General features: G+C 43.8%; 24 protein-coding genes and 1 riboswitch. Of the genes, 2 read left to right on the top strand and 22 right to left on the bottom strand.

What is annotated here, in order from left to right; translation table 11 throughout:
- The first annotated feature begins 205 nt into the window (after positions 1–205).
- The gene (gene tal / locus N473_RS17920; protein WP_063369107.1) at positions 206–1,156 is read left to right on the top strand and encodes a transaldolase; all 951 of its coding nucleotides are present in this window, start codon (positions 206–208) and stop codon (positions 1,154–1,156) included.
- 58 nt (positions 1,157–1,214) lie between these two features.
- Here the strand turns inward: tal and N473_RS17915 are convergent, their stop codons facing one another.
- A complete protein-coding gene (locus N473_RS17915) occupies positions 1,215–1,532 on the bottom strand; it encodes a hypothetical protein (RefSeq protein WP_063369106.1) in 318 nt (105 codons plus the stop codon).
- Between the two features lie 251 nt (positions 1,533–1,783).
- Between N473_RS17915 and N473_RS17910 the strand changes: the two genes are divergently transcribed.
- The gene (locus N473_RS17910) at positions 1,784–1,975 is read left to right on the top strand and encodes a DUF3545 family protein (RefSeq protein WP_039611677.1); all 192 of its coding nucleotides are present in this window, start codon (positions 1,784–1,786) and stop codon (positions 1,973–1,975) included.
- A 79-nt stretch (positions 1,976–2,054) separates the two neighbouring features.
- Here N473_RS17910 and ung read toward each other — a convergent pair whose 3' ends face one another.
- From ung to N473_RS17805, 21 genes are all read right to left on the bottom strand, one after another.
- The gene (gene ung / locus N473_RS17905) at positions 2,055–2,714 is read right to left on the bottom strand and encodes a uracil-DNA glycosylase (RefSeq protein ID WP_063369105.1); all 660 of its coding nucleotides are present in this window, start codon (positions 2,712–2,714) and stop codon (positions 2,055–2,057) included.
- 2 nt (positions 2,715–2,716) lie between these two features.
- A complete protein-coding gene (locus tag N473_RS17900) occupies positions 2,717–3,565 on the bottom strand; it encodes a cobalamin-binding protein (RefSeq protein ID WP_063369104.1) in 849 nt (282 codons plus the stop codon).
- Entirely contained in the window at positions 3,565–4,164 is a 600-nt protein-coding gene (gene cobO, locus N473_RS17895; RefSeq protein WP_063369103.1) for a cob(I)yrinic acid a,c-diamide adenosyltransferase, read from the bottom strand. Before cobO ends, N473_RS17900 begins: the two co-directional genes overlap by 1 nt.
- 9 nt (positions 4,165–4,173) lie before the next feature.
- Positions 4,174–5,643, bottom strand: coding sequence for a cobyric acid synthase (locus tag N473_RS17890; protein ID WP_063369102.1), 1,470 nt, complete (start codon positions 5,641–5,643; stop codon positions 4,174–4,176).
- Positions 5,640–6,182 carry a bifunctional adenosylcobinamide kinase/adenosylcobinamide-phosphate guanylyltransferase gene (gene cobU / locus N473_RS17885; protein ID WP_063369101.1) on the bottom strand — a complete coding sequence of 181 codons (543 nt, stop codon included), beginning with the start codon at positions 6,180–6,182 and terminating at the stop codon, positions 5,640–5,642. Before cobU ends, N473_RS17890 begins: the two co-directional genes overlap by 4 nt.
- Positions 6,179–6,955 (bottom strand): adenosylcobinamide-GDP ribazoletransferase, encoded by a 777-nt coding sequence (locus N473_RS17880; protein ID WP_063369100.1) that lies wholly within the window; start codon positions 6,953–6,955, stop codon positions 6,179–6,181. The genes cobU and N473_RS17880 overlap by 4 nt, the downstream gene beginning before the upstream one ends.
- 1 nt (position 6,956) lies before the next feature.
- Positions 6,957–8,012 (bottom strand): nicotinate-nucleotide--dimethylbenzimidazole phosphoribosyltransferase, encoded by a 1,056-nt coding sequence (gene cobT, locus N473_RS17875; RefSeq protein WP_063369099.1) that lies wholly within the window; start codon positions 8,010–8,012, stop codon positions 6,957–6,959.
- An 11-nt stretch (positions 8,013–8,023) separates the two neighbouring features.
- Positions 8,024–9,016 (bottom strand): FecCD family ABC transporter permease, encoded by a 993-nt coding sequence (locus N473_RS17870; RefSeq protein ID WP_063369098.1) that lies wholly within the window; start codon positions 9,014–9,016, stop codon positions 8,024–8,026.
- The gene (locus N473_RS17865; RefSeq protein WP_063369097.1) at positions 9,013–9,837 is read right to left on the bottom strand and encodes an ABC transporter ATP-binding protein; all 825 of its coding nucleotides are present in this window, start codon (positions 9,835–9,837) and stop codon (positions 9,013–9,015) included. The genes N473_RS17870 and N473_RS17865 overlap by 4 nt, the downstream gene beginning before the upstream one ends.
- Positions 9,838–9,921: 84 nt before the next feature.
- Positions 9,922–10,057, bottom strand: a riboswitch (cobalamin riboswitch).
- A gap of 8 nt (positions 10,058–10,065) precedes the next feature.
- Complete coding sequence (locus tag N473_RS17860) at positions 10,066–10,665, bottom strand: histidine phosphatase family protein (RefSeq protein ID WP_063369096.1); 600 nt, start codon at positions 10,663–10,665, stop codon at positions 10,066–10,068.
- A gap of 47 nt (positions 10,666–10,712) precedes the next feature.
- A complete protein-coding gene (gene nqrM, locus N473_RS17855) occupies positions 10,713–10,925 on the bottom strand; it encodes a (Na+)-NQR maturation NqrM (protein WP_039611686.1) in 213 nt (70 codons plus the stop codon).
- A 139-nt stretch (positions 10,926–11,064) separates the two neighbouring features.
- Positions 11,065–12,096, bottom strand: coding sequence for an FAD:protein FMN transferase (locus N473_RS17850; RefSeq protein ID WP_063369095.1), 1,032 nt, complete (start codon positions 12,094–12,096; stop codon positions 11,065–11,067).
- A 99-nt stretch (positions 12,097–12,195) separates the two neighbouring features.
- Positions 12,196–13,422 carry an NADH:ubiquinone reductase (Na(+)-transporting) subunit F gene (gene nqrF, locus N473_RS17845; protein WP_039611688.1) on the bottom strand — a complete coding sequence of 409 codons (1,227 nt, stop codon included), beginning with the start codon at positions 13,420–13,422 and terminating at the stop codon, positions 12,196–12,198.
- Between the two features lie 19 nt (positions 13,423–13,441).
- A complete protein-coding gene (nqrE, locus tag N473_RS17840; protein ID WP_023399566.1) occupies positions 13,442–14,050 on the bottom strand; it encodes an NADH:ubiquinone reductase (Na(+)-transporting) subunit E in 609 nt (202 codons plus the stop codon).
- A gap of 10 nt (positions 14,051–14,060) precedes the next feature.
- Positions 14,061–14,693, bottom strand: coding sequence for an NADH:ubiquinone reductase (Na(+)-transporting) subunit D (locus N473_RS17835; protein ID WP_039611690.1), 633 nt, complete (start codon positions 14,691–14,693; stop codon positions 14,061–14,063).
- The gene (locus tag N473_RS17830; RefSeq protein WP_063369094.1) at positions 14,693–15,439 is read right to left on the bottom strand and encodes a Na(+)-translocating NADH-quinone reductase subunit C; all 747 of its coding nucleotides are present in this window, start codon (positions 15,437–15,439) and stop codon (positions 14,693–14,695) included. The genes N473_RS17835 and N473_RS17830 overlap by 1 nt, the downstream gene beginning before the upstream one ends.
- Positions 15,432–16,631 carry an NADH:ubiquinone reductase (Na(+)-transporting) subunit B gene (locus N473_RS17825; protein ID WP_039611692.1) on the bottom strand — a complete coding sequence of 400 codons (1,200 nt, stop codon included), beginning with the start codon at positions 16,629–16,631 and terminating at the stop codon, positions 15,432–15,434. The genes N473_RS17830 and N473_RS17825 overlap by 8 nt, the downstream gene beginning before the upstream one ends.
- 2 nt (positions 16,632–16,633) lie before the next feature.
- Positions 16,634–17,977 (bottom strand): Na(+)-translocating NADH-quinone reductase subunit A, encoded by a 1,344-nt coding sequence (locus N473_RS17820; RefSeq protein ID WP_063369127.1) that lies wholly within the window; start codon positions 17,975–17,977, stop codon positions 16,634–16,636.
- A 367-nt stretch (positions 17,978–18,344) separates the two neighbouring features.
- Positions 18,345–19,535 (bottom strand): enoyl-ACP reductase FabV, encoded by a 1,191-nt coding sequence (gene fabV / locus N473_RS17815; RefSeq protein WP_063369093.1) that lies wholly within the window; start codon positions 19,533–19,535, stop codon positions 18,345–18,347.
- Between the two features lie 143 nt (positions 19,536–19,678).
- Positions 19,679–19,990, bottom strand: coding sequence for a BolA family protein (locus N473_RS17810; protein WP_063369092.1), 312 nt, complete (start codon positions 19,988–19,990; stop codon positions 19,679–19,681).
- A gap of 59 nt (positions 19,991–20,049) precedes the next feature.
- Positions 20,050–20,631, bottom strand: coding sequence for an alpha-ketoglutarate-dependent dioxygenase AlkB family protein (locus N473_RS17805; protein WP_063369091.1), 582 nt, complete (start codon positions 20,629–20,631; stop codon positions 20,050–20,052).
- Between the last annotated feature and the right edge of the window lie 13 nt (positions 20,632–20,644).

The following is a 20,644-nucleotide window of genomic DNA, read 5'->3' as shown; positions in this document are numbered from 1 at the left end:
GGTGTTCAAACAAATAGCCGCAAGGTAAGACCGCACCTTTACTGTGGGTAAACACAACTCACCTGAACATAACAATAACTAAACCGGCTATGTCGAGCCATATGATAATCCATCATAAGGACATTTGACCTATAAAAGCTGATCACGGTATTGCAACATAAGGTGTGTAATTTATTTAAGCTGCAAAATTAGGAATGAGGACAGCATGACTTCAGCATTAGATAGGCTAAAACAGCATTCATCGATCGTTGCCGATACGGGCGACATCGAAGCGATCCGTAAACACCAACCGGAAGACGCAACAACAAACCCTTCTCTTTTATTAAAAGCAGCACAGACGCCTGCCTATCAGCCGTTTCTAAAACAAGCGTTAGATTACGCAAAATCGCAAGAGCAAGATGAGCAAAAACAAATTGAACTAGCTTGTGACTATTTCGCGGTTTTAATTGGTAAAGAGATTGCTAACATCGTACCTGGCTATATCTCGACAGAAGTCGATGCGCGTTTATCATTTGATACTCAGGCGACGATTGCAAAAGCAGAGCAGCTGCTTGCGCTTTATGCAGAGCAAGGTGTAAGCAAAGATAAGATCTTAATCAAAATAGCTTCCACTTGGGAAGGTATAAAAGCAGCTGAAGCACTTGAAAAACAAGGCGTAAAATGTAACCTAACGCTGCTATTCAGCCAAGCGCAAGCGCGCGCATGTGCAGATGCAAACGTATTTTTAATCTCGCCTTTTGTTGGTCGTATCCTTGACTGGCATGTGGCGAACGGTGTCGATAAACCAACAGATCCGTTAGACGATCCAGGTGTTCAATCTGTTCGCACGATTTATGACTTCTACAAGCGTCATGGCTACAAAACAGTGGTGATGGGCGCAAGTTTCCGCAATACAGGTGAAATCGTTGCACTAACTGGTTGTGATAAGCTGACTATTAGCCCTGCGCTATTAGAAGAGCTAGGAGAGTTACCGGCAGCTGATGATTATCTACTAGAAAACGCACAAGCGTCAGCAGATAAGCCTGCACCGCTTACAGAGAGTGAATTCCGCTGGTTGCATAACCAAGATGCAATGGCAACTGAAAAGCTTGCTGAGGGCATCAGAGCGTTCGCTCACGCGCAAGAAATATTAGAGTCTGAAGTTTCTAAATTATAGTGGGAACTGAAAATTAAAAAAGCGCCTCATTGGGCGCTTTTTTGCTATTTAAAACAAACTATCGACGCATGCTCAAATTTCTAATTTTGATTACGGTATTACCACACCATTTCATCGGCGTGTCACTACGATTGAATACATTGCCAGCCGCTTTGCCTGTTGCCGCCATTGTCATGGCCATACTGTACAAACGATTATATTGGCCTTCTGAAAACTCTTTGCTGTCTAACAAGTAAAATTGATTACCCATCAATACAGCAAAATCCTCTCCACATGTAAAAACTTGGTCAATCGACTTACCCGATGCATCTGAAGGGTTTGATAAAGCAGCAAAAGATGCGAATATCAAAGATAAAACCAATAAAGCTATTTTCATAATTATTCTCCTTAAATATCGTTTCGAGGCCACATTGTACCCATAAAGATACAACGTTTGAAACCTGAATAATTAATATTTTCACTCTTTAATGTCATCAAACTGTCACCTTGTTTTCACTTTAAAGACATATTTGTGTTTTATTTTTCTACTGTCTGTGGTATACCAGCATTACTCAAGTGTGTTTTTCATGCAAATGGGGTAATGCTTAAGCACATGTTTTGAGGTTAGTACATCAATAGGAGATATTCATGGATAGCCTAGACGATATGATTGAAGTTGTAGAAAGTCCAGAACCAAAAAAAAGAGCCTCTTCGAAGGGGAAAAAAAGAAAATGGCGTGAAATAGAAGCGCTAAAAGACCGACAACGCCTTCGTAAGGAATTGGAAGAACTAGATATATTCGCAGACAGTGTCGATTTAGACGAACTCGATTTTATATAGCAAAAAGGCTCTACTATAGAGCCTTTTTGTTTGTCTGTATCAAACCCACTGACGTGCTTAGCACGTCAGTTATCTGGTTTCATATTTGCCAATCGATGGGAGATTTATCCATAGATTGAAGTAATGCGTTGGTCTTGGAAAAATGTTGGCAGCCAAAAAAGCCTCTGTGTGCAGACAGCGGTGATGGATGTGGTGCATGTAAAACATGATGCCGTGACGTGTCTATCCCTTTACCTTTCTTTTGCGCGTGTGCGCCCCAGAGTAAAAATACCACCCCCTCGCAGTGCTCATTTATGGTATTTATCACCACATCGGTGAAACGCTCCCACCCTAGCTGTTTATGAGAGTGCGCCTGACCTTGTTCAACAGTCAACACTGTGTTTAATAACAAAACACCTTGCTGAGCCCAAGGTAATAAGTAACCATGGTCGGGGACCTCAAATCCATCTATATCGTTAGCTAACTCTTTATACATATTTACCAAAGAAGGCGGCGTCTTTACCCCAGGCAATACCGAAAAGCATAGCCCGTGGGCCTGGTTGGGGCCGTGGTATGGATCTTGTCCGAGAATCACAACCTTAACATCCTCGAGTGCCGTTTCTGAAAGCGCTGCAAACACCTGCTCATCCGGTGGGTACACTGTCACGCCTTCACTACGTCTTAGCGCAACATGTGCCAAAGTTTCCTGCAAATAAGGCTGCTGCGTTTGCGCTTCAATAAGCGTTTGCCACGATATCATAGTCACTTTCCGTAATAGTTTCTTGAAGCATGGAGTTTATCACACATATCTTGCACCCCTTCTAGCATACGTGTGCTAAAACGATGCAATAAATCTGCATCCACCTCAATATATTGCTTGTGTTTAACGGCGGGGATCTCTGTCCACTTTTGCCACTGAACTTGCTGCGGTTGTTTTACCGCTTTCTCGTTTGGAATAATAATAACCTGAGGGTGCTTGGCAATCACATTCTCGAGACTAATTTGCGGGTAGTCGGTTGTTGCCTCGGCAAATACATTGCGCACGCCACACATATTCAGTGTCTGATGTATCCAAGTTTTGCCATTGATGGTCATCAATGGAGATGGCCAAAGCTGATAAAAAACATCCACGGCGACCTTATCATGATACTGGTTAATGATATTCTGATAACGTGTATTAAATTTATCAGCAAGTTGCTCTGCTTGCACTTCATGCCCTGTGAGTTTGCCTAGTTTAATCAATTCCGTTGGGACTTGGCGTATATCTTTAGACACACTGTATGCAATCGGAATACCCAGTGATTTTATCTTTTCAATATCCGCTTCTTTGTTACCGTTTTTCCAAACGATGACCAGATCAGGTGCCAGCGCAAGTACTTTTTCCAGTTGTATTCCGTGATATCCCCCAATTCGAGGAATACGATTAGCTGCCTCTGGGTAATCCGCGTATTCCACAGTACCGACTATTTTATCACCAGCCCCAATCGCATATAGATTTTCAACGATATGCGGTGCCAATGCGATGATCCGACTGGGCTGCTTCTTCTCTTGCGCGAAGCTGCTTACAGACACTAGCAGGCCCATAAACAGCCACCAAATATGTCTGGTCATTAGTAATCAAACCCTTTTTGCGCCTGAATACCAGCTTCAAACGCATGTTTTACATTTCTCACTTCACTCACTGTATCCGCAAGCTCAGTCAGCCTGCGGTGCGCACCGCGACCTGTGATGATCACTGACTGCATTTTAGGTCTATTACTGAGCGTTTCAATCACCTCATCAAGGTCTAGATAGTCGTAACTCACCATATAAGTCAGCTCATCTAATAAAACCAAGTCAATATTCTCATCTTGCAACCATGCTTTTGCATGCTGCCACGTTGCTTGTGCAGCTTGTGTATCGCTTTCCCTATCTTGTGTTTCCCACGTAAAGCCCGTTTTCATCACCGCAAATGGGACACCCGCCTTCTCTAGTAAATTGCGCTCACCGCATTCCCATGTCCCTTTAATAAATTGCACCACTGCAGCGTTCATACCATGACCTACGCAACGGGCAACAGTGCCAAAGCCAGATGTTGATTTGCCTTTACCATTGCCGGTGATCACCTGCAAGATACCCTGTTCAATGTTCGCTTCAGCGACCTTTTGGTCTACTTGCTCTTTTACTTTTTGCTGTCGCTGTTTGTGCTTATCTTGATTCTTATCCGTCATACTGGACTCCTATACCTTGAGTTCAAAAATCTTATCTATATCTAAATGCTGCTCACACATATCCGCTAATCTATCAAGCTGTACTTCACGGTGCTGCGCAAGATCAAAGCCATCAAAATCAAACTGCTTATCACATGCCCATTGTAAAATAGCACGGCTCGCAACAGGATTATCAAACAGCCCATGTAAGTAAGTACCCGCTATCAAATTATCATTTGAAATAAAGCCATCTTTTTGCATACCTAATGGATGTTCATCGAAAGTGAGGAACGGCTGCGCTAGCGCCTCCCCACGACTTTGACCACAGTGAATTTCATACCCGGAAATGGCGACTGCTGTGCCATTTAATAAGCAGTGCCCAGACACATTGGTTAGCTGCTTTTTTTCACCAAGCTCTGTAGTTAGTGCCGCCAAACCGAGTGCATTAGTACGAGTTTGAGTTGATTCTATATTCAACGGATCTGTAATTTCTTGCCCGAGCATTTGCAATCCACCACAAATACCCAACACCTTGCCTTGATACCTAATGTGCCGATAGATTTCTTTATCCCAGCCTTCGCTGAGTAAAAAGGCCAAATCATTGATGACATTTTTACTGCCCGGAATAATGATCAGATCAACACTGCCAATTTTCTCACCATGACGCACATATCTTAAATCCACTTTTTCATTTAATCTCAAACTGTCAAAATCGGTATGATTGGAAATGTGAGGTAACAGTAAAACAGCAACACGTATCATTGCATCGTCGGTGCGATTCTCGATGGTAATTGCGTCTTCCGCATCCAATGCCAAATCATGTAAGTAAGGCAAAACGCCTAATACGGGCTTGCCCGTGTAGTTCTCTAACCAATCTAAACCAGATTGCAATAAACCAATATCACCACGAAACCGGTTGATCACAAAGCCTTGTACTAAGGCCTGCTCCTGTTCACTTAGCAAGGCAAGCGTCCCAACAAGGTGGGCAAATACACCGCCTTTATCAATATCAGCAATTATAATCACCGGGCATTCGACTTTACAGGCAAACCCCATATTGGCAATGTCGTTTTCTCGCAAATTGATTTCAGCGGGACTCCCTGCGCCCTCCACCATGCAATATTGATATATTTGTCCTAAGCGCTCATGGGACTCAATCACAGCCTGCATCGCAACCGCTTTATAATCATGGTACTTGCCCGCTTCCATATTGGTCAGTGCTTGGCCATGCACAATCACTTGTGCGCCCGTATCGGAATTTGGTTTGAGCAAGATAGGGTTAAAATCAACACTGAGTGGCACCTTTGCCGCCATCGCTTGCAAGGCCTGTGCACGACCAATCTCTCCACCACAGGGCGTTACGGCGCTATTAAGCGCCATATTTTGTGGCTTGAAAGGGGCAACTTTAAGTCCCTTCCTGGCCGCTACACGACACAGGCCTGCAACTAACGTGCTCTTACCTGCATCTGAAGTGGTGCCCTGTACCATCAATGTCTTCATTTTTGTCCACTTTTTAAATTTAATGTTAAACCTGCCATGACAAAATCCACATGATCTGCCACTGCTGCAATGTGTTGATGCAAACGACCTGACTCATCTACAAATTGACGACTCAGCGCCCCGAGAGGAACAATGCCATGGCCCACTTCGTTGCTCACTAGTATGACCTTGCCTTTCGTATCTTGAAGTGCTGTGAGCAATTGAGATTTTTGTTTTTCGTACTCTGGGAATTCAACTTCACACAATCCATAAGTCAGCCATAATGTTAAGCAATCAACTAGCACGCATTGGGACGGTGACAACGAGGCAATAAGCGGGGCAATATGCCATGGACATTCAATCACTTTCCAGCAAGAAAGCCTTGAGGCTCGATGGTGTGCAATGCGCTCAGCCATCTCCTCATCTTTACTTTGCGCAGTTGCCACATAGATAAGCTCTTTGACTAAGCCACTCTCCAACCAGCTTTGTGCTCTTTGCTCGGCAAGCGCGCTCTTCCCCGAGCGTGCACCACCCAAAATTAGTTCAACATGCTTAGTCATATAAGGCTTACAACCAAAAAGATATAAATCATTAATTCTGAGATTTGCTGCGCTGCGCCCAAGCAATCTCCAGTGTAACCGCCCAGCTGTGTTTTAAACCAATACTGGCACACAAGGCGGGTGAGCCATAAAGTGACGATTAAAGCAATCACTTGCCATAACGTGAGCACTGAGTAGACACAAGCAGCAGCTAGCACGGCAATGCCTGTTAGATATAAAGCTGTACGGCAGGATAATTGTAGGCTTTTTGCCACAGGCTTTACTTTACTCTGTGTATCTAACTGTACATAAGGCAACTTGCCAATCAAACTGGTCGCGTTTAGGCGGCTCAATGACTGCGCAAGCACAACTCCCCATAACAGTGCGGATAGGTTGCTGCTAAGAGCAAGCATCAGGTGAAATTTACTCAGCATTAAGATAAGTAGCGCTACACTTCCATAGGTGCCCAAGCGACTGTCCTTCATGATGTCCAGCTTCTGCTGCTGACTCCAGCCGCCGCCAAATCCATCCCACACATCTGCAAACCCATCTTCATGGAATGCGCCTGTGAGCAATAAGCTAGCCCCGATAGTAAATAAAATCGCCACACTCATTGGTAATACAAGCGACAAAGCCCACAGGAGGAGTACCATCACCAAGCCGATGCAAACACCCACACAGGCAAAGTAACGACTAGACTGATTTATATCGGCATCCGTAACAGACGCCGTTAATTTAATCGGGACCCGAGTTAAAAATATCACGGCCAATTTAAATAAAGACCACTGTGTCATATCAGCCAACAACCTGGGTTACTTGCGCCTGAGAAAAGCTCGCCATATCGTTATAAATCGCTAATGCACTTTGAATGATAGGCAGTGCTAATGCTGCACCGCTTCCTTCTCCTAAGCGCATATCTAACTGCAGTAATGGCTCTACATTTAGCCACTCTAGCATCTTCTTATGCCCTTGTTCGTTAGAACAATGCGCAAACACCATATATTGCTTCGCATTGGGCGCCATCGAAATGACCAACATAGCCGCAGCTGTCGCAATAAAACCATCCACTAAAATTGGTTTTTGCGCCTCCGCGACGGCGAGCATAGCACCAACCATATGGGCAATTTCAAATCCGCCAACGCATTGTAAAATCTGTTTTGGGTCGTTGCAGTCCAACTGATGAAGGTCAAGCGCCTGCTCTATCAGCAGCTGTTTTTTAGCAACAATATCTTGGCTTACGCCAGTGCCCTGCCCGACAGTTTCCTTCGGTGATAAGTTACACAGCGCAGAAAAAATGGCGGCAGCAGACGTGGTATTCCCTATCCCCATTTCACCAAACGCAAATAAATTACAACCCACGTGCAACTCTGCTGCAACAAGCTGTTTGGCATTATCAAAGCTTTGCGCTAACTGAGCCTCACTCATCGCCGGTTGCAAATGAAAAGGTGCAGTCGTTGCCCCAAGCCTGTTGTCAATCACATGACTGCTTTGGACAGACTTAAGAATACCGCAATCCACTATATTCAGACGCCAGCCCAACTGACGGGCTAATACGCAAATCGCAGCACCGCCATCAGCAAAATTAGCCACCATTTGGCCGGTGACTTCACTCGGCGCAATAGAGACGCCTTCAGTGGCGATACCATGATCGCCTGCAAAAATACTGAGCGATGGGTTTGCAATGTTAAACTGCTGCGCAGTAATGACCTCTTTCGACATGCCTTGTGCGTATATCAACACCAGCTGCTTTGCCAGTGCCTCTAACTTACCCAAGGAGCCTTGAGGTTTTGTTTTTAAATCTAGTTTTTGCTGAACAAAATCACTGTGTGTTAAATTTAAAGCAGGGATCATACGTGCCTCTGTTAAATACTTGCCGCTCGCTTGCGAAACATAAGTAAAGATAAGAAAAAGACGCTACCTATGGCCGCAGTAATCACACCAATAGGTAACTCTTGGTTTTCTATGATTATTCGGGCTAACACATCCACCCACAGCATCAATAATCCACCACTTAAAGCAGTGACTAACATGCCTAATACACGTGCTTGAGAGATAAAAAATCGCACTATGTGTGGGATCATTAAGCCAACAAAACCGACACCGCCGCATGCGGCGACTAACACAGCTGTGATCAAGGAGCTCACTAGTAACATGCCCAAGCGCAACCTGTGTACATTAACGCCTAAGGTCACTGCACTTTCATCGCCCAAGAGCAACGCATTTAGATGCCGCCTAAAACACACGACTGTCACAATCCCACCTAACACCACAATAGCGGGGAGCCACATCCACATCCAATCGGCACGACTAAAACTACCTAAACTCCAAAAGATAATGGCGGTAACCGCTTGTGGATCACTCCAATATAAGAGCAAGCTCGTAAACGCATTAAATAAAAAAGACAGTGCAACACCCGCCAGCAACATATTTTCGATTTGCGCGGTGCCTTTATGATACGCTATAAGGAGCAATAAGCTCATGGCTCCTATGCTGCCAAGCAAAGCTGCACCAGACATCGCCAAAGCGCTTTGCACACCGAATAAAGTCAATAGCAACACCACACCAAAAGACGCCCCCGAAGAAATGCCAAATAAATATGGATCAGCTAGGGGGTTACGCGTCACTGTTTGTAAAATAAGTCCTGCTGTCGCAAGCCCTGCCCCGGCCAAAAATGCAAGTACGGTGCGCGGTAACCTCAGCTCGATAACAATTTTTTGTGCTAATTGCGAGTTGTCATATGACCATAAAGCCAACCAAACATCGTAAAAGTCTACTTGCACAGCCCCAATGCTTAAAGCACACACAAAGCTAAATAAACATGCGAGTAACAATGCACTGCTTGCAGCTAATCTCATGCTCGTCCCCTCGAGGACAACGCCCCTTCACTCGATAAGTGATACTGATAACGAATATGTGGGATCTCTTGTTCACTCGCAGGACATGTTTGGAGGGTCACGTCGGCTTTGACGCCAAAAACATGTGATAACATGGATTCACTCACCACCTCTTTGGGCGTGCCATGAGCAACAAGCTCACCATGATTTAAAACTAACATGGCATCACATAAGGCTGCAGCCAAGTTTAAGTCATGGAAAGAAGCAACTACAGTGATCCCCAATGACTTAGCTAACGCCATAATTTCGATTTGATACTTAACATCTAAATGACTGGTAGGTTCATCCATTAGAAGTAAACTCGGGCGCTGCACAATGGCTCTTGCTATCATCACCCGTTGTTTTTCGCCCCCAGATAAAGACTCATAAGATTGCTTTTGTTTATGAGTTAATCCAACCTTTGATAGCGCTTCGTGGATGGCCTGTCTATCACGCAGCGAAACGCTAGAAAATAAGCTTTTATGGGGTGTGAGCCCCATAGCAACGACATCAAAAACGGCAAGATTAAATTGACTTGGGATCTCCTGAAGCACAGCAGCGACTTTACGAGCATAGCTTTGGCGATCATACTCACTTACATCTTTACCGTTTATACAGATCACGCCAGATGTTGGACTCTGGAAACGGTATAGACACCTCAGTAAAGATGACTTACCAGCGCCATTAGGCCCGATCAAACCTATAAACTGCCCCTCTTCAACGGAGAAGCTGATGTTAGATAAAATAGATTTATTATTGATAACTAGATGTAAGCTATCGACTGATATTGGTGTTGCCGCCATAATTCCTCTAGATGGGACGCATACCAAATTACCGATATATCATTACACAAGACTTGGTAACATGACATGACCCAAGTGCGCCCGCTTAAGTCTTTATCTCAACCTTGGTATCTGGCTATAAATGATTAGTGGTGCAATCATTTTTTACAGTTGCGGGGACAGCTGAGGGATTTCACCTCATTCCCAAGTAATGTCGAAAAAATTTTATGTATTATGAAGTCTAGATGGCTAAAACACAACTTTCGGCCATGCTTTACCTTGCTCATCATAGAAAACAGACACCTGAATGACCTTCCCGTATCCAACTTCAAAACAATTTAAATGATTGATAGCGCCATCAGGTAAAGCTAGCCAGTGTGCCAGAAGCTGCTTCATAACCCCTCCATGGGTTACAATGATGATTGTGTCATCACTACTTTGAGATGTGAAGGTGCGCCACCAGGCTTTGATTCGCGAATTAAAACAGGCCATATTCTCTCCTTCAGGCGGCGTCACTGCCCAAGGGTTTTGCCAAAAGTCGCCAACACTCGGGGAGCGAGTATGCTGCCAAAGCCACTCATAGCTTTTACCATCCCACTCGCCAAAATGCATTTCTTGTAGTGCATTGACGACTGTAAACTCTACATCCAGCTTTTCTGAAAATGCTTTTGCTACAACCTGACATCGCAGTCTTGGCGAGCTCAGCACTCGATTAGGTCTAGGTAAACCGTGTAATATTTTTAGTAATTGATTTTGACTTTGTTCGGTTAAAGGAGGATCGGTTTGACCTAATAACGTACCTGATAAGGTAGTTTCAGTATGACGAACAAAGTAAAGAGTTTGCAGCATATACTTGGAGATAATAAAAACGCAGGCTAGCCTGCGTTTTTATCTAATTATAGAATTTGGTTTTCGCGCCAAGATTGCTCTTTGGCTAGACGCTTTTTGCGTTTGTCACATGGGTCATCACAATCACAGATTTTATCGATACCCATTGAGCCTAAACCACCACAGCTACTTGCCATTGATTTTTTCTGAACGATTACACCCACAGCCATAGCTGCAGCGATCAAGATAAGTAACCCAAAGGTAAGAATAAATAGTGACATAGGCAAAGGCCCCTCAATAAACTAGCTTGGTCAAGTTCCAAGCAACTGACGGTGTATTGACAATATTATATATCTAAATCCGTCAAAGTTGAATGAATTTACCACACTAAAAGCAATGATATTTAACCGAATCCACTGATTACTTTTTTACATCTAAATACGGCTTAAACGCAGTGCTTGAGAATGTCTCTAGGCCAGCGTCTGTCTTACTGATCAAGTACACGGGTAGATTATGCTCTTCAGCATAAGCCCTTGCTCGTTGCGTACCCATCACGGTAAGCGCCGTTGCCAAACCATCAGCTGTCATTGCTGAAGGGTGTAACACCGTCACAGACACCAGATCATGACGAACCGGCCTGCCTGTACCTGGGTCAATTAGGTGCGTGAATACCTCGCCATCCATTTCGTAAAAAATACGATAGTCCCCTGACGTAGCAATGGCATTATTACCAGGCTCCACAACACGGTGTATTTGACGCTGCCCTGCTGGTGCATCTGGTTTTTCAATCGCTATTCGCCAAGGTGAACCATCAGGCTTATTACCAGAGATACGAAGTTCTCCGCCAATCTCTACCATATAATTAGATAAGCCTTTTTTCTCAATCAACTTTGCAACTTTATCGATTCCATAACCTTTCGCGGTCGCTGAAAAAGATAATTCAAGATGTGGCAGAGATTTCGCCAGCCCTTCGTCTGTCAGTGTTAATTTATTTACACCGATATTTGCCTGCATGGCGTCAATGTCAGATTGCGAAGGTCTTTTGGTCGGTCTTTTATCTGGTCCAAAACCCCATAAATCAATCAGTGGTCCCATAGTCACATCTAAGGTTTTAGTCGACTCACCTAAGCGAATAGACTCTGCGATCACGGCACGAAAATCGCCACTAATCGGCATTACTATATTAGCCTCAAGGCGATTAAAGCGATTGATTTCTGAGTCGGGGATGTAGGTAGACATGGATTGGTTAACTGCCACAAGCGCTTCATCCACTTCTTGCTTAAAACGCTGCGCTTCTAAGCTCACCGGACCAGGAAATACTTTAATGTTATAGGTAGTTCCCATGGTTTTGCCGTTAATTTCAACCGGCTTTTGTTGAGTTTGCTGTTGTCCACAAGCGGACAAAAAAAACATCAAAAAAATAACAGAGAATAAATAGCTGAGTTTTTGCATCTACTTTTTAGTCCTTAAAGCATATAAAAAAACCCCTAGGGAATGCCCTAGGGGTTTAATCTTATTAAATACGATTTATCATCATATCTAAGTTCCTAATTAACCACCGAAGTCATCAAGTAGGATGTTTTCGTCTTCAACACCTAGATCTTTCAGCATGTTGATAACAGCCGCGTTCATCATCGGTGGACCACACATGTAGAACTCACAATCTTCAGGCGCTTCGTGGTCCTTCAGATAGTTTTCTAGTAATACGTTGTGGATGAAGCCTGTGTAACCTTCCCAGTTATCCTCTGGTTGAGGATCTGAAAGTGCTACGTGCCATTCAAAGTTTTCGTTGTCAGCTGCTAGGCCGTCAAAGTCTTCTACGTAGAACATCTCACGCTTAGAACGTGCACCGTACCAGAAAGACATCTTACGGTCTGAGTTAAGACGCTTAAGCTGGTCGAAGATGTGTGAACGCATTGGTGCCATACCTGCACCACCACCAACGAATACCATTTCTGCATCAGTTTCTTTCGCGAAGAATTCACCGAATGGACCAGAGATAGTGACTTTATCACCTTCTTTTAGTGACCAGATGTACGATGACATCTTACCACAAGGTAGGCTTAGGTTATTTGGCGGCGGAGTCGCAATACGTACGTTAAGCATGATGATGCCAAACTCTTCTGGGTAGTTCGCCATTGAGTATGCACGGATTGTTTCGTCATCAACCTTAGACTCAAGGTTAAAGAAGCCGAAACGCTCCCAGTCGCCACGATACTCGTCAGGAATATCGAAGTCAGCGTATTTAACGTGGTGAGCTGGCGCTTCAATCTGGATATAACCACCCGCACGGAAAGGTACAACCTCACCTTCAGGGATACCAAGCTTAAGCTCTTTGATGAATGTCGCTTTGTTATCGTTAGAGATAACTGTACATTCCCACTTTTTAACACCGAAGATAGACTCTTCTACTTCGATTTCCATGTCAGTTTTAACTGCAACCTGACACGCTAGACGACAACCTTCGCGTGCTTCACCTTTAGTAATGTGGTCAAGCTCAGTTGGAAGGATATCACCACCACCAGAATGAACATGTACGCGACACTGGCCACAAGAACCACCACCACCACATGCTGATGAAATGAAGATACCTGCATCAGCTAGTGAGCCTAGTAGCTTACCACCTGGTGCTGAAGTAATTGCTTTATCTGCATCGCCATTGATGCCGATTGTGATGTCACCGCTTGGTACAAGCTTCGATTTCGCTGCGATGATGACTAGCACCAAAATCACAACGATAGCGATGAACATACTTACACCTAATACAATAGTTTCCATCGTATAGTTTCCTCGCTAATTAAAGTGAAATACCAGAGAATGACAAGAAGCCAAAGCCCATAAGACCTACAGTGATGAAGGTAATACCTAAACCACGAAGACCGTCAGGGATATCAGCATACTTCATCTTCTCACGAAGACCTGCTAGCAATACAATTGCAAGCGCCCAACCCACACCAGAACCTACGCCGAATACGACTGACTCTGCTAGGTTGTAGTTACGCTCAACCATGAATGCTACCGCACCGAAAATCGCACAGTTTACTGTGATCAGTGGCAAGAAAATACCAAGTGCGTTGTATAGCGCTGGGAAGAACTTGTCCAAAGTCATTTCAAGGATCTGTACCAGTGCTGCAATTACACCGATGAAAGTCAAGAATTTCAAGAAGCTTAAGTCAGCCTCTGGGAAACCAAGCCACTCTAGTGCACCTGGTGCTAATACTGCGTGATAAACGATGTTGTTTACCGGTACAGCTACACCTAGTACGAAGATAACAGCAACACCAAGACCAAACGAGGTAGTTACTTTCTTAGATACCGCAAGGAATGTACACATACCTAAGAAGAAAGATAGCGCTAAGTTTTCAATGAAAACAGCTTTTACAAATAAGCTAAGATAATGTTCCATCTTTCTCCCCTTATGCCTTCGCTTCTACTTGGTCTTTCTTATAAGTACGAAGTACCCAAATGAAGAAACCAACTAAGAAGAATGAACTGAATGGCATAATTAATAGACCCATTGGCTGGTACCAACCACCGTCAGCAACAAGTGGAAGAATTTCAACACCAAATAGTGCACCTGCACCGAATAGTTCACGTACAAAGCCAATTGTAATTAGAACTACTGAGTAACCAAGACCGTTACCGATACCGTCTAAGAAAGACATAAGCGGTGGCGACTTCATTGCATATGCTTCTGCACGACCCATTACGATACAGTTAGTAATGATCAGACCAACGAATACCGTTAGTTCTTTAGCCGTAGCATAGACAAATGCTTGAAGTGTTTGGTCAACAACGATTACCAATGATGCGATAATCGTCATTTGAACGATGATACGTACACTTGACGGAATGTGGTTACGGATCAACGAGATAAATAAGCTTGAGAACGCAGTTACCACAGTCAAAGCAAGTGACATGATAAGTGCATTTTTAAGGCTTGAAGTAACCGCTAGCGCAGAACAAATGCCCAGTACTTGCAGAGCAATTGGGTTGTTTGCGAAGACTGGTCCTAACAAGACTTCCTTCATTTCTTTTGCATTAGCCATTAGTTCAATGCCCCTTCACGTACTTTCGCTAGGAATGGACCAAACGCTTTGTCGCCTGTCCAGAACTTGAATGTGTTATCAACACCGTTCGAAGTTAGTGTTGCGCCAGATAGACCATCAACTTTGTGAATATCGTTGCCAGCTGTGCCTTTTACGATATCAACAGGTAGTTGCTTGCCTTCCCAAGTAGCTGTCCACTTAGGATTCTGGATTTCGCCACCAAGACCCGCAGTCTCGTTGTGCTGATAGAAATTGATTGCTTTAATCGTTTTCGTATCAAGGTCTAGTGCGATAAAACCGTACATGATGCCCCATAGGCCGTAACCTTGGACAGGCAGGATCACAGACTCAACCTGACCGTTGCTATCTTTAGCAAGGTATACAGGCGATTCGTGCGTCATACGAAGAATACCAGCAAGGTCATCTTCTTTTGGCACTGCGAAGCTGCGCTCTGCATCGAACTTAGTCATTGTGAAATCGAACGAGTTAGGATCTGTGTCAACAAACTCACCTGACTTTAAGTCAACAACGCGTGCATCGATAACTTGGCTGTACTTTTGTGAAACGTTCTCAACGTCTTTAAAACCAGCTGCTGCTAGAATGTTACGCTGAACGTCTTCAATTTTGTTTGCCTGTTGTAGAGGGCGCAATTGAACTGCCGCAAAAGATACGACGATTGCACACACTAAACATAAACCAACAACAACGCCTAACGTTTTGCCGATAGTTTCATTGTTACTAGACACGTGCCAATCTCCTCTTCACATTTGACTGCACTACAAGGTGGTCGAATAGCGGTGCGAATAGGTTAGCGAATAGGATTGCTAACATCATACCTTCTGGGTATGCCGGGTTAACAACACGGATAAGCACTACCATAACACCAATTAATGCACCGTATGCCCATTTACCTTTATCAGTGAAAGACGCAGAAACTGGGTCAGTCGCCATAAAGAACATACCAAATGCAAAACCACCAAGCACTAAGTGCCAATGCCAAGGCATAGCAAATGTCGCGTTCGTGTCAGAACCGATCATGTTCAGTAGCGTAGACATCACAACCATACCTAGGAATGTACCTAGTACGATGCGCCATGACGCGATACGAACATACATCAAGAACAAACCACCAATTGCCAGTGCTAGCGTCGACGTCTCACCCATTGAACCTTGGATAAAGCCGTAGAATGCATCCCACCACAACTGCATGTTGTTGTAATCTAATGAACCGATCGCTGCTTGACCTAGGTATGTAGCACCAGAGAATGAATCTACTGCTGTCCATACTGTGTCACCTGAGATATCACCTGGGTATGCGAAGAAAAGGAACGCACGACCAGCAAGTGCAGGGTTAAGGAAGTTACGGCCTGTACCACCGAATACTTCTTTAGCTACCACAACACCAAACGTGATACCTAGTGCAACTTGCCATAAAGGAATGGTTGCAGGCAGGATCAATGCAAATAATACTGAAGTTACGAAGAAACCTTCGTTTACTTCGTGCTTACGCACTGATGCGAATAATACTTCCCAGAAACCACCTACGATAAACACCGTACCGTAAATAGGTAAGAAGAAACACGCACCATAGAACATTTTCGCTGCCCAGCCAGAATCTGCTGTCAGCTCACCACCTAGCGCTTGGAAAATACCAGCTTGCCAAGTAGATGCAATGTCAAAACCACTACCAATCGCTAATGCCGCTTGGTGACCGATGTTGAACATACCAAAGAACATAGCCGGGAACGTCGCCATCCATACCAAAATCATGATACGTTTCAGGTCGATGTTATCACGCACGTGCGTGCCGCCTTTGTTTACGTAACCAGGAGTATAGAAAACCGTCGCGATAGCTTCATAAAGCGCATACCACTTCTCGTGCTTTCCACCTGGTTCAAAGTGAGGTTCAATGTCTTCTAAAAATTTCTTTAAGGCCATTTTTAACCTTCCTTCTCGATAGTAGTCAGGCAATCACGTAGGATTAAGCCATAGTCATACTTGCCTGGACATACGAAGGTACACAATGCTAAATCTTCTTCGTCAAGCTCAAGCGCACCTAAAGAGATAGCGCTATCTAGATCGCCTGCGATCAGATCACGAAGTAATAGCGTTGGTAGGATATCCAGAGGCATAACACGCTCATAGTTGCCGATTGGCACCATTGCACGCTTAGAACCACCAGTAGACGTTGTAAACTTGAACAAACGGCTAGGTGCTAAGTGTGAAATAAATGTACGTGTCACAGAGAATTTTTTACTACCTGGCGCAATCCAACCAAATAGCTCTTTCTCACGACCTTCAAGAAGAACTGAAACCTGTACGTGGTAACGACCTAGGAAACCATGAGGGCCGGCTGCTGTTTTACCAGCTAACACAGAGCCAGAAATGACTCGGTTATCACCGTCTTCAAGTTCACCAGATACTAAATCTGTTAACGACGCACCAACTTGAGTTTTAACTAAACGAGGATTCTTTACGCGAGGACCTGCCAAAGAAACAACTCGATCAGTGTAGATCTCGCCAGTTAGGAACAGCTTACCAAACGCGATAACGTCCTGGTAACCTAAGTGCCAAACTTGCTTGTCTGCACTAACTGCATCTAGATGATGGATATGAGTACCCACTAAGCCAGCTGGGTGAACACCCGCGAACTCATGTACTTCTACTTGCGATAGCGAAGAGCTTGGTACTTTACTACCAGACTGCTTACACACAAATACTTTGCCATCAGTTAGACGTGAAACCACAGCAAGACCCGCTTCAAACGCTTCAACGTTTTCAGCAATGATCACTGCAGGATCTGCGGCTAATGGGTTAGTATCTATGGCTGTCACGAAGATTGAGCTCGGCGTTGCGCTTGGAACAGCAACACGGCTAAATGGACGTGCACGTAGCGCTGGCCATTGACCAGATTCAATAAGCAATTCTTTAACTTTCTCACGATCTAAGTTGCTTAAATCAGCAGCTGCGACCTTGTCGAAAGTGATTTGCTCATTGCCTTGTACTTCAATCACAACAGACTGAAGAACACGCTTAGCACCACGGTTGATTTCTTTAACTACACCAGAGGCTGGCGCAGTAAACTTGACGCCAGGATTCTTTTTGTCTTCAAAAAGAATTTGGCCTTTTTTGACTTGGTCATCCACGCGAACATGCATGGTTGGACGCATACCAATAAACTCTTCACCAAGCACAGCTACGCGTTTGATGGCAGCGCCATCATGAATAGCTTGCTGTGGTGCGCCCTCTATGGGTAAGTCCAGACCTTTTTTTATGTTGATCATACGCACTTGCATTACATTAACGGAAAGAAATTGAAAAATCTTTAGTTATCACGGCCGCTATCTCATCGTGTTTTCAGTATCAAAGAACTCGCCTAATCAAAAGAGACTTGACAAAAGTCAAATCAACCAAAAACAAGCGTCGTGATATATAGTCCTCACATATTTCCGCAATTTTAACATTAATCGCCCTGACTATGCGAGTAGAATTATCAAATTAATACGACTTAACAATGGTTTTAGCTCAGTTCAGCTAATTGCGATTAATTCAATATAGACCAAAGTGGTATTGAATGAGAAAAAGATAGGTGTGTTTAGTGGGGTAAATATAAGGTGGTGCAGCAAATGTGCTTCACCACCCGTTCAATAATTAAACTAAATTATTGATTTCAGCAATAGTATTCACATCAGCGTCATAATCGACACCATCAACACCAAAACCAAATAATTTTAGGAACTCGTTGTGATAACCTTCATAGTCAGTTAATGCATCAATCGTATCCGTATCTACTGTGTCCCAAATATGCTGAATACGTGCTTGCACACCCTCTTCTAGCTCTTTGTAGTTTTGGAACAGGTGACCACCGTCATCAAAACGCGGGCTATCACTGTACAGACTTTCATTAAACAGACCATGGATCTGCTCAATAGTCCCTTCATATGTACCATCTTCTTTAGTTACTTTAAATAAAGCTGAGATATAAAGGGGCATGATTGGAATTGCAGAACTCGCTTGTGTCACAACTGCATTTAGAGAAGACACATAAGCTTCACCATTTAGCGCAGCTGTAGATGCTTTAATTGCCGCTGCAGCTCTATCTAAATCTTCTTTCGCTTTACCGATTGTTGCATGACCATAAATTGGCCATGTTAGCTCTTTACCGATATAAGTATAAGCTGTCGTCTTAAAATTATCTGCTAGCACATCTGCTTGTTTAAGCGCGTCTAACCAAAGTTCCCAGTCTTCGCCGCCCATCACTTTAACAGTGTTAGCGATTTCTTCTTCATTGGCCGCTTCAACACTCACTTCATCGATAACGCGCTTAGACGTGTTTAAGTTTTTAGTTGTAATTGCTTCGCCAATTGGCTTAAGTACTGAACTGTGTGTTTCACCTGTTTTAGGATCAGTACGACGTGGCGAAGCTAGGCTATAAATAATTAAATCAACTTTGCCCATATCCGCTTTAATCGCTTCAATGGCTTTTTCTTTTAGTTCAGTTGAAAACGCATCGCCATTAATGTTTTTAGACCAAAGGCCTGCTTTATCAGCTGCGTTTTGGAAAGCTGCTGTGTTGTACCAACCAGCAGACGCTGTTTTTTTCTCTGTACCTTCTTTCTCAAAAAAGATACCCAGTGTTTTAGCACCAGAACCAAATGCCGCAGTAATACGAGACGCTAGACCATAGCCAGTAGAAGCACCGATCACAAGTACATTTTTTGGACCATCTTTTAACTCGCCCTGTTGCTTAACATAAGCGATTTGCTCTTCAACATGTGCAGCACAACCTGCTGGATGAGCATTTGTACAGATAAAACCACGGATCTTCGGCTTAATTACCATTATATTTCCTACTAAATTTTGAATTTGTCTCAAGTATTTAGGCCCATCATTTACCACAAACAACTGAGGGGTTAGAAAGATGGTGCCAGAAAAATTGCGTATAGTGTAATCTCTGATGACCTAAATACAGGTCTGATCAGATGTTAGTCGAACTTTGACCCACCTAAACAGTTTGGTGACGCTGGTACTTGCCCAGACTGCTCACTAAATTCTTCAGGTGTATGGGCATGAATAGCCAGAGCATGAATATCATTGGCTAATTCAGACTTCAGTACCTCATTTATGCGTCTGTGACGAGGCAATAAACGTAAACCAGAAAACTCTTCACTGACAACAATCACTTTAAAGTGTGAATCACTCCCGCGACTGTGCATATGGCTTTCATTGATCACCTCAAGGTGCGTGCAATCAATTGCGTCACTGAGTTTGGTGTGTATTTGTTGCTGCATAGACATGGGCATACTCTTTACTATCATATTGTTAAACATCACATACTATACGCCCTAAACTAGGATTAACCAACCGTTCTAAATGTCAGATTAATTCGTCCCTGCTTGACTTTTGTTTGTTTGGGTAGACTGTGCTCATAATCGTGCTGACTGTCTCCAGACATAATCAACAAGCTGCCCGTTTCAAGCACAAAAGAAGTGACTTTGCGTGTTTGTCGATGACGTATTTTGAACATTCTTGGAGCACCCAAAGATACCGAGGCTATTAATGGCTTATTGCCCAACTCTTTTTCATCGTCACTATGCCAACCCATGGTATCCATGCCATCACGATACCAATTAACCAGCAGTGCATTAAAATCGTTATCATATTGGTTTTTTAAACGCTGGCGCATCGCAGCCAATGCGGGTAGCCACGGAACATTATCCAATGACTTACCTGAGTAACCATAATGCACACTCGGGTCGGCAACGAAACACTGTAACCTCGGAATAAGATGATATTTACCATAGACCTGAATTTTTGGCTGTTGCCAAGGCAAACTCGTGGTTAAGTGCTCGTATAAGGCCAAGCTTTTATCAAAAGAGATAACCTGTGGAAAATACGTAAAGCCTTCAGGCAAACATTCTTTGTTCAGCTGTGACATGATATTATGCACT

Origin of the sequence: Pseudoalteromonas luteoviolacea CPMOR-1, from assembly GCF_001625685.1 — a bacterium.
Taxonomy (GTDB): domain Bacteria; phylum Pseudomonadota; class Gammaproteobacteria; order Enterobacterales; family Alteromonadaceae; genus Pseudoalteromonas; species Pseudoalteromonas luteoviolacea_K.
Note: the sequence above shows the minus strand (reverse complement) of the source record. Positions and strands in the feature narration are given on the sequence as shown.